Origin of the sequence: Acinetobacter johnsonii (genome assembly GCF_048551975.1) — a bacterium.
Classification (GTDB): Bacteria; Pseudomonadota; Gammaproteobacteria; order Pseudomonadales; family Moraxellaceae; genus Acinetobacter; species Acinetobacter johnsonii_A.
This window is the reverse complement of record NZ_JBIMCF010000020.1, coordinates 42,762-50,464: the sequence shown is the minus strand read 5'-3', so window position 1 is coordinate 50,464 and position 7,703 is coordinate 42,762. Positions and strand designations below refer to the sequence as shown.

Sequence of the window (7,703 nt, the reverse complement as noted above, 5' to 3'; positions counted from 1 at the left end):
ACACCCCGAATCAGATGTATGAGCAAACTAAAACCGAGCTAATTGCTTAACTCGGTTTGAAGTGGAATACTGTCAATCTATTTCAGGACAAGACAGAGTTCGTAAACTAGAAAAAATCACAAAAAATTCATGATTGTACTGTTATTCTTTTAATCAAATTAAAGTCGATAAAGCTTATTGACGCTTCATGATGATTAAAAACGAGAATAGTATGAATCAATTTTCTGAAGAAGACGTATCCAGAATTATAGAAATGGCTTGGGAAGATAGAACTCCTTTTGAAGCTATTTTATGTGAGTATGGTTTAAATGAAGCGGCGGTGATCCGCTTGATGCGGCAAAATATGAAAGCATCGAGTTTTAAAATGTGGCGTGAACGCGTCACCGGCCGAAAAACTAAACATCTGCAACTGCGTTCACCCGACGTGATACGGGCCTATTGTTCACGGCAATACAAGCGTTTCTAAGCCTTTGATTTTGACTGCTGTCTGGACTCACGTTTACATCGTTCAGAACAGTATCTGACTTCCTCCCAGCAGCGTTGCCATTTTTTGCGCCAAGTAAAAGGACGCAAACAGTGCATACAGATTTTTTCAGGAAGATGCTGTTTTTTCATGGTTATAACTCATCAATCAGGCTAAGAAGTTGCTGGGCATGGCTGATAATCTGCGGCCGATCTTTAAGCTTGTCCAGCTGTCGATAGATCATGCCCATACGTGGATGAGTACGGAATTTCGCTTCATGCCGAATCATGAAATACCAGTACAGGCTGTTGAAAGGACAGCTGTCCGGTTCGGTTCGGGTTTTGACATTGTAGCTACAGTGCTTGCAGTAATCCGACATCTTATGGATATAATTGCCCGAGGCCGCATAGGGTTTGCTGGCCATCAAGCCGCCATCGGCATGCATTACCATGCCCAGTGTGTTCGGTAATTCTACCCATTCATAGGCATCGGCATAGACTGCCAGATACCACTCGCTGATCTGCTGCGGGTCTACACCAGTTAATAAGGCAAAATTTCCAGTCACCATCAAACGCTGGATATGATGTGCATAGGCATGCTGAAAAGTATTACGGAAACACTCAGCCATACAGTTCATCCGAGTACGTCTAGTCCAGTAAAATTGTGGCAATGGTGCTGAGTGCTGCAGTGCATTGCGGCTGGCATATTCTGGCATGTACAGCCAGTAAATTCCGCGAACATATTCGCGCCAGCCTAGAATCTGTCGGATAAAACCTTCCACTGCATTCAGTGGTGCATGACCGTCATAGTAGGCAGCTTCTGCCGCATCACAGACTTCTTTGGGCAGTAACAGACCACAATTTAGATAAGGCGAGAGCAGGCTGTGAAACAGCATGTCTGCACCCTGAACCATGGCATCCTGATAATCTCCAAAATGCGGCAAACTGTGGGTAATGAAATGCTCCAGTGCAAGCAGAGCATTGCTACGTGTGGTGGCCCAGCGGAAGTTGTCAAGGCTGCCAGCGTGAAGTGGAAACTCGCGCTCAACCAGTTGTATTACATCCAGATCAATCTGATCGCGTTCAAAATGAAGTGTTGGAGGCAATGGTGGAGTGCCTGACCATGCCTTGCGATTGGCGCTGTCATAGTTCCACTGTTGTCCAAGTGGCTGCTGTCTCTGCATCAAATAACCGGTCTGTTTACGCATTTCCCGGTAAAAATATTCCATGCGCAACGTCTGGTAACGGCTGGCCCAGTGCCGGAACTGTTCCGGGCTACAGAAAAAACGATCGTCATCCAGACATTGTACCGGCAGTTGCAGCTGCTGGCTCCAGTGCTGTTCAATCTGCTGCTGCAGGCGGTATTCCCCGCATCGGGTCATTACCAATTCTGTGACGGGGAAGAGCAGTTGCTGTGCCTGTACGAAATCCAGCAGGCTACGAATCGGACTGCCGGACTGAAAGGCATGGTAACGTACACGCCAGCCTTTCGCTTTGAGCTCTTTGGCAAAATGCCGCATCGCGCTAAAAATCAGGGCAATTTTCTGCGGATGATGGGCGACATAAGTCGCTTCCTCAACCACTTCGGCCATCAGGATCACATCCCGGGTACGGTCTAGCGCTTTAAGCGTAGCAAGCTGATGATGAAGTTGGTCACCCAGAATTAAACCGAAACGCATAGCCTTTCCAGACCCGATCAAAGATAGCCTAGTCTATAGCCAGCCAGTTCAATTTTTTGTGAAAATACAGATCAGTCCGCATGTTCAGTTAATTCAGCCCGACCAGATGATCTGGTGACATTGCAAAGGAATCATGATTGCTACAATAACAGAGTGTTCATCTCTATAATGCTACAGCCAGTTGATGAAACGCGCTTCGCATTATTCCTGAATACATAATTGTTGTGAAAATTATGTGATTTTAATCAAAAAGATACAAATTATTATGGTTGTAATTCAGGCAGCGTGCGCTTAGTATCTAAAGAGAAGTTACTCTATGTAAGTTTCCTTAGTTTTGTCCCATACACCCCCATGTATGGGATTTTTTTTAATCAGTGGATGTCATGAGCATGCATTCAAAAGCATATATTTTTAGACAGCAGCAATTAATGGTGGATGAGCATTTTCAGTTGCCGCTGGTAGCAAGACTGCAGCACGACTTGGATCTGTCGGAAAATGGCCAGGTCATTGCACGGGATCTAAAAGAAAATGAATTAGTACCTGAAGGCTATCAACTAGTCCCGATCCGGCAATTGGTGCAGGTCTGGAGCAGACCACAGTTTGAACAAGCCAGTCGTGCTGTGCAGTTGCTCGAGTGGCGCCGTAATCACCGCTTTTGCAGTAAATGTGGCCATCCGACCCAGCAGCACGTCAGTCACTATGCCATGATCTGCCCATCCTGTGGTTATAACCAGTATCCACGTGTGAATCCTTGTGTGATCACTATCATTACTCGGGGTACAGATGAAATTCTGCTGGCAAAAAATGCCCGCAATAAAACCCAGATGTACAGCCTGATTGCAGGCTTTGTTGAGGTTGGAGAAACCTTGGAAGAGGCAGTAAGCCGTGAAACACTGGAAGAAGTGGGGCTACAGATCAAAAACATTCAATATCTGGCCAGCCAGCCGTGGCCGTTTCCCAGCAATCTGATGATGGCTTTCAGAGCAGAATATCACTCGGGTGAGATTCAGATTCAGGAAAATGAACTCAGCGATGCGCAGTTTTTCAAATTTGATCAGTTACCCGAGATTCCGTTCAAGGGCAGTATCGCCTATGCCATGATTCAGCATGTGATGCATGGCACACCTGTTGCCGATGACAGCAAAGAATGGCTTTGAAATTTTGAACAAATATAGTGCGCATTCTCGCTCTTTTAAGGGCGAGTTAAGCCACTAGAAATTTAAAATTATTATATTAGTTATAAATAATATAAAGCTATAAGATATAAATATTTTTATATTATTGGCTTTGTTTTAGCAGTGAGTAGTTCATCGACTTAAATAATCTTGAAAATTTTTCCGCTAGAAGTACTTTGGAAAAACATTTCAAAGCTGGGCCGAATATCTTCACCATCCACGGTAATATATTTGACATGGGAACAAGACTGGCTAGCACTAAAATTGCGCTCAACCGTGGCCTGAATAGAATATTTGATACCGAATTGGTCTTTTACATTTAGATTTTGTTTAAACATTATTTTACCTTTAATAAGATTATGGAGCGGCTATGCAATTAATTAAGTAATATATTATTTTTTAAATAACTTTTTGATTTAGCTTAAATAATTGATTTAAAGACGTATAAAATGTACGACCATCTAAGTTTAAATCTACCTCAACTCCAGATTCCAGAAGAACTCTTTTACCCACTTCAATTTCTTTAAAACCTTGACGTGTATTCTGCATTTTATTTAAGGGAATTAAAGAAACGATAATTTCGGTACCATTTTTAGATTTTGCAATTAATTCATTAGCTTTTAACAATTTATATCCTGTTTTTATGTTTTTTTCCAATGTGGAACAACAACTTTTTCTTTAAAATTAAAAAAGCACTGAGTAGTGCTTTTTCAACTCGTATTTTAGTGCTTATATAGCAACAATATTGACCGCATTCGGTCCTTTTTGACCTTGAGCAATACTAAATTCAACCTGTTGGCCTTCAAATAAGGTTTTAAAACCTGAGTTAGCAATTTCACTGAAGTGCGCAAAAACATCTGGACCTGATTCTTGTTGAATAAATCCAAAACCTTTAGTTTCATTGAACCACTTAACGGTACCTTTAACAACATTTGAGTTTGACATAATAAATCCTACTGATTTTTTAATAATTTTTAGTCATTTTATTGACTGCATATAACTTTGAAAATAATAAAGATTGAAACTTAAAATCTGAAAAAAACGAAGAATTATGAATAAAACGACGATACTTAAGAGAGATTTAATGAAACAAGACTTTTTTCTAGTTGAGTTAACTATACCTTAAAAATAAAATTAATCAAGTTTTTTTATATGTATATTTAATTGCCTTATAAAAGATGATTAGTTCAGGAATTAATATGTTGATCTAGTTGACTTTTTTAAATAATACTATCGACAATATTGCTACATTGAATCTAAAAAATTCAATTTACCGCTTTAAAAGGGGATCCAAGAAGAAATGATTTTCCCCATTTTCTCATGCTGTAAGATTGAAATTTCTCCTACCTTCATTCTGCATTTAATCTTCACACTTTGTTCACATCGACTTGGGTTATCTTAAGTCTCAAATACAACAAGGCTTAAAAATGAAGATGCTATTCAAGTCGGTTTTTGCAGTTACAGCGTTAGCCATCATCACTTTAAGCTTTACTGCTCGAGCTGAAACGGTTGCCCCTCGGGCAGTCGATCAGGTAGATATCCGGCAGTATGCCGGTAAATGGTATGAAATTGCCCATTTACCGATGTATTTTCAGCGTAAATGTGTCTCGGATATCTCGGCACAATACACTGTCAATGCCGATCAGACCATGGGCGTCTTAAATAGCTGCCGGATTGAAAATGGTGAAATGATTAGCTCTGAAGGGGTGGCCTATTCGCAAAATCAGGGCAACAGCAAACTGAAAGTCAGCTTTTTGCCGCCAGGTTTAAGATGGATTCCGTTTACCAAAGGGCATTACTGGGTATTACGCGTGGATCCGGAATATAAAGTGGCCCTGGTCGGTGGACCGAGTACCAAATACCTGTGGATTTTATCGCGCGAACCGCAACTGGATGAAGCCACCTATCAGTCCTATCCGGATACAGCAAAATATTATGGTTATGACATTACAAAACTGATCAAATTGCCACATTAATCTGTTACCCTTTTGCCGAACTCATTAGTCTCTCTATAGTTCGGCTTTTTTTTATTTACTTCACATAAAATTCATACCTGACTGATTACACTCATCAAATAGAATAAAGACAACCGCTTAAAAGTAGGACGAGTCCATGTTGAAAAGCCTGATGCGATGGATAGACAGCTGGTCTACACCCACAGCGCCCGACACACTGACGGCTGAAAACAGCAAGATTCAGTGGCTCCGGATTTTGCCCTTTATTCTGTTGCATCTGGCCTGTCTCGCCGTGTTCTGGGTGGGGGTGTCATGGTTTGCGCTGGGCTTTATGCTGGCGTTCTACCTGATCCGCATGTTTTCCATCACCGCTTTTTTTCATCGTTATCTGTCACATAAAACTTTTCAGACTTCGCGTCCGGTACAGTTCCTGTTTGTGCTGATGGGTACCATGAGTGCGCAGCGTGGCCCGCTCTGGTGGGCGGCGCATCACCGTTATCACCATCGCTATACCGATACCTTGAAAGACCCGCATTCCTCCACGCATGGTTTTTGGTACAGCCACGTTGGCTGGTTTTTAAATGAATATAACTTTGCCACGCGAAAAGAAGTCATTAGAGATTGGCTAAAATATCCTGAACTGATCTGGCTGGACCGTTTCAGTTTAATTGTGGTGCTGCTGACCGCGGGCGGGATTTATGCGCTAGGGGAGTGGCTGGCCATGACCTGGCCGCAACTCGGTACCTCCGGCCTGCAATTGCTGGTCTGGGGATTTGTGGTCTCCACTGTGTTACTGCTCCATGCCACTTTGTGTATTAACTCACTGGCGCATCATTATGGCAGCCGGGATTTTGACACTGAAGATCACAGCCGCAACAACTTGTTTTTGTCCATCATTACCTTAGGCGAAGGCTGGCACAACAATCACCATTATTATGCCGGCAGTACCCGGCAGGGTTTTTACTGGTGGCAGATTGATGTGACCTATTACCTGCTGAAACTCATGTCTTTGTTCGGGCTGGTCTGGGGACTCAAGCCCATTCCGGCACGTGTCTATGATGTCAGTAAAATTGCCCGGGCTCGAAAACAGAAAAAAGCTGCCAAGACCGGCACTCCGACTATTCATTCAAAGGAATCACCATGAAAATTGCAATTATTGGTTCAGGTATTTCCGGTTTGTATGCGGCTTGGAAATTAGGTAAAGTGCATGACGTTACCGTCTTTGAAAAGAATAACTACTTTGGCGGTCATACCGATACCCATCAGTTGAATATAGATGGCGAACAGGTCGCGGTAGACAGTGGCTTTATTGTCTTTAATGAGCATAACTATCCGCTGTTCTGCGCCATGCTAAAAGAACTTGGCATTCAATCGCAAAGCAGTGACATGGGCTTTTCGGTGAATAATCAGGTCACTGGCTTACAGTACAATCCTTCAAAAAAATTCTCGTTATTGTTCCGACCTCAAAACTTTTTTAATGCAGATTTTCGTGCGATGTTGTCGGATCTGTTCCGCTTCTATGCCGCCAATAAAGATCTGGATGTCGAGCATGTCGATGCACAGCTCAGTATTGATGAGTATCTGGATCGGCATGGCTATTCCGAAGCCTTCCGTCATGAACATCTCTATCCGATGTGTGGAGCGCTGTGGTCCTGCCCGGTAGAACAGGCCGGACAGATTCCGTATAAGTTTGTGGTGAGTTTTTTCCAGCATCATCGCATGTTGCAGCTCAAAGACCGTCCTTTATGGCTGACGGTCAAGGGTGGATCAGCTCGCTACGTCCGTGCCATTCAGGCCCAGTGCAATATCACGCTTCGTAAAACTGCTGTGCATCGGGTGTCTCGCAGTGCCAATGATGTGCTGATTGAAACCCAACAGGGCAGCGAGCGTTTTGACTGGGTGATTTTCGCCAGCCACGCCGATGACAGCCTGAAACTGCTGAAAGACCCGACCGCGCAGGAGCTGGACGTGCTAGGCAAGTTCCGCTATCAGAATAACCGCATGGTGGTACATTCCGATACCTCTATCATGCCCAAATCCCGTCGCCAGTGGGCCAGCTGGCATGTACACGTCACGCCGACTCAGGTCACTGAACAGACGCCATTCCAACACAGTGGCACACATTATGGCTTTAGCTACTGGATGAACCAGTTGCAGAACCTGAACTGCAAAACCCAGGTCTTTGCCACCCTGAATCCTAATTTTGCCCTGAATCCGAAAAAAGTCTGGATAGAACGACATTACCGTCATCCAGTGTTTGATGCCCCGGCGATTGAAGCACAGCAACGCTGGGCCGAGGTCAACGGCCAAAACCGCACCTCATATTGCGGCGCTTACTGGGGCTGGGGCTTTCATGAGGATGGGGCACGTAGCGCATCATGGGTAATCGATCAGCTATTAAAACAGGCCGAACAGGCAGACTAGGAGCGCAT

10 protein-coding genes are annotated in these 7,703 nt (G+C 43.7%); 5 read left to right on the top strand and 5 right to left on the bottom strand.

What is annotated here, in order from left to right:
• Nucleotides 1-211 precede the first annotated feature (211 nt).
• Nucleotides 212-466, top strand: coding sequence for a TIGR03643 family protein (locus tag ACG9ZB_RS13425; protein ID WP_130132672.1), 255 nt, complete (start codon nucleotides 212-214; stop codon nucleotides 464-466).
• Here ACG9ZB_RS13425 and ACG9ZB_RS13420 read toward each other — a convergent pair.
• Both ACG9ZB_RS13420 and ACG9ZB_RS13415 read right to left on the bottom strand, forming a co-directional pair.
• Nucleotides 463-615 (bottom strand): DUF2256 domain-containing protein, encoded by a 153-nt coding sequence (locus tag ACG9ZB_RS13420; RefSeq protein ID WP_419326252.1) that lies wholly within the window; start codon nucleotides 613-615, stop codon nucleotides 463-465. The two genes, ACG9ZB_RS13425 and ACG9ZB_RS13420, sit on opposite strands and share 4 nt — an antisense overlap.
• Before the next feature lie 2 nt (nucleotides 616-617).
• Entirely contained in the window at nucleotides 618-2,141 is a 1,524-nt protein-coding gene (locus ACG9ZB_RS13415; RefSeq protein ID WP_419326250.1) for a cryptochrome/photolyase family protein, read from the bottom strand.
• Nucleotides 2,142-2,524: 383 nt separating this feature from the next.
• On the opposite strand from ACG9ZB_RS13415, the gene nudC reads away from it, so the two are divergent.
• Entirely contained in the window at nucleotides 2,525-3,298 is a 774-nt protein-coding gene (gene nudC / locus ACG9ZB_RS13410) for an NAD(+) diphosphatase (protein ID WP_416676226.1), read from the top strand.
• Nucleotides 3,299-3,456: 158 nt separating this feature from the next.
• On the opposite strand, the gene ACG9ZB_RS13405 is transcribed toward nudC, so the two are convergent.
• The 3 genes from ACG9ZB_RS13405 to ACG9ZB_RS13395 all read right to left on the bottom strand — a co-directional run bounded on the left by ACG9ZB_RS13405 (nucleotide 3,457) and on the right by ACG9ZB_RS13395 (nucleotide 4,261).
• Nucleotides 3,457-3,654 (bottom strand): hypothetical protein, encoded by a 198-nt coding sequence (locus ACG9ZB_RS13405; protein WP_168405434.1) that lies wholly within the window; start codon nucleotides 3,652-3,654, stop codon nucleotides 3,457-3,459.
• A 61-nt stretch (nucleotides 3,655-3,715) separates the two neighbouring features.
• Entirely contained in the window at nucleotides 3,716-3,943 is a 228-nt protein-coding gene (locus ACG9ZB_RS13400) for a hypothetical protein (protein WP_419326248.1), read from the bottom strand.
• Between the two features lie 102 nt (nucleotides 3,944-4,045).
• Nucleotides 4,046-4,261, bottom strand: coding sequence for a cold-shock protein (locus tag ACG9ZB_RS13395; protein ID WP_004799092.1), 216 nt, complete (start codon nucleotides 4,259-4,261; stop codon nucleotides 4,046-4,048).
• A 482-nt stretch (nucleotides 4,262-4,743) separates the two neighbouring features.
• Here ACG9ZB_RS13395 and ACG9ZB_RS13390 point away from each other — a divergent pair, with 482 nt between their 5' ends.
• The 3 genes from ACG9ZB_RS13390 to ACG9ZB_RS13380 all read left to right on the top strand — a co-directional run bounded on the left by ACG9ZB_RS13390 (nucleotide 4,744) and on the right by ACG9ZB_RS13380 (nucleotide 7,695).
• The gene (locus tag ACG9ZB_RS13390; protein WP_419326246.1) at nucleotides 4,744-5,292 is read left to right on the top strand and encodes a lipocalin family protein; all 549 of its coding nucleotides are present in this window, start codon (nucleotides 4,744-4,746) and stop codon (nucleotides 5,290-5,292) included.
• A 136-nt stretch (nucleotides 5,293-5,428) separates the two neighbouring features.
• Nucleotides 5,429-6,415 (top strand): acyl-CoA desaturase, encoded by a 987-nt coding sequence (locus tag ACG9ZB_RS13385; protein WP_419326245.1) that lies wholly within the window; start codon nucleotides 5,429-5,431, stop codon nucleotides 6,413-6,415.
• The gene (locus ACG9ZB_RS13380; protein WP_419326243.1) at nucleotides 6,412-7,695 is read left to right on the top strand and encodes an NAD(P)/FAD-dependent oxidoreductase; all 1,284 of its coding nucleotides are present in this window, start codon (nucleotides 6,412-6,414) and stop codon (nucleotides 7,693-7,695) included. The genes ACG9ZB_RS13385 and ACG9ZB_RS13380 overlap by 4 nt, the downstream gene beginning before the upstream one ends.
• Nucleotides 7,696-7,703: the final 8 nt, after the last annotated feature.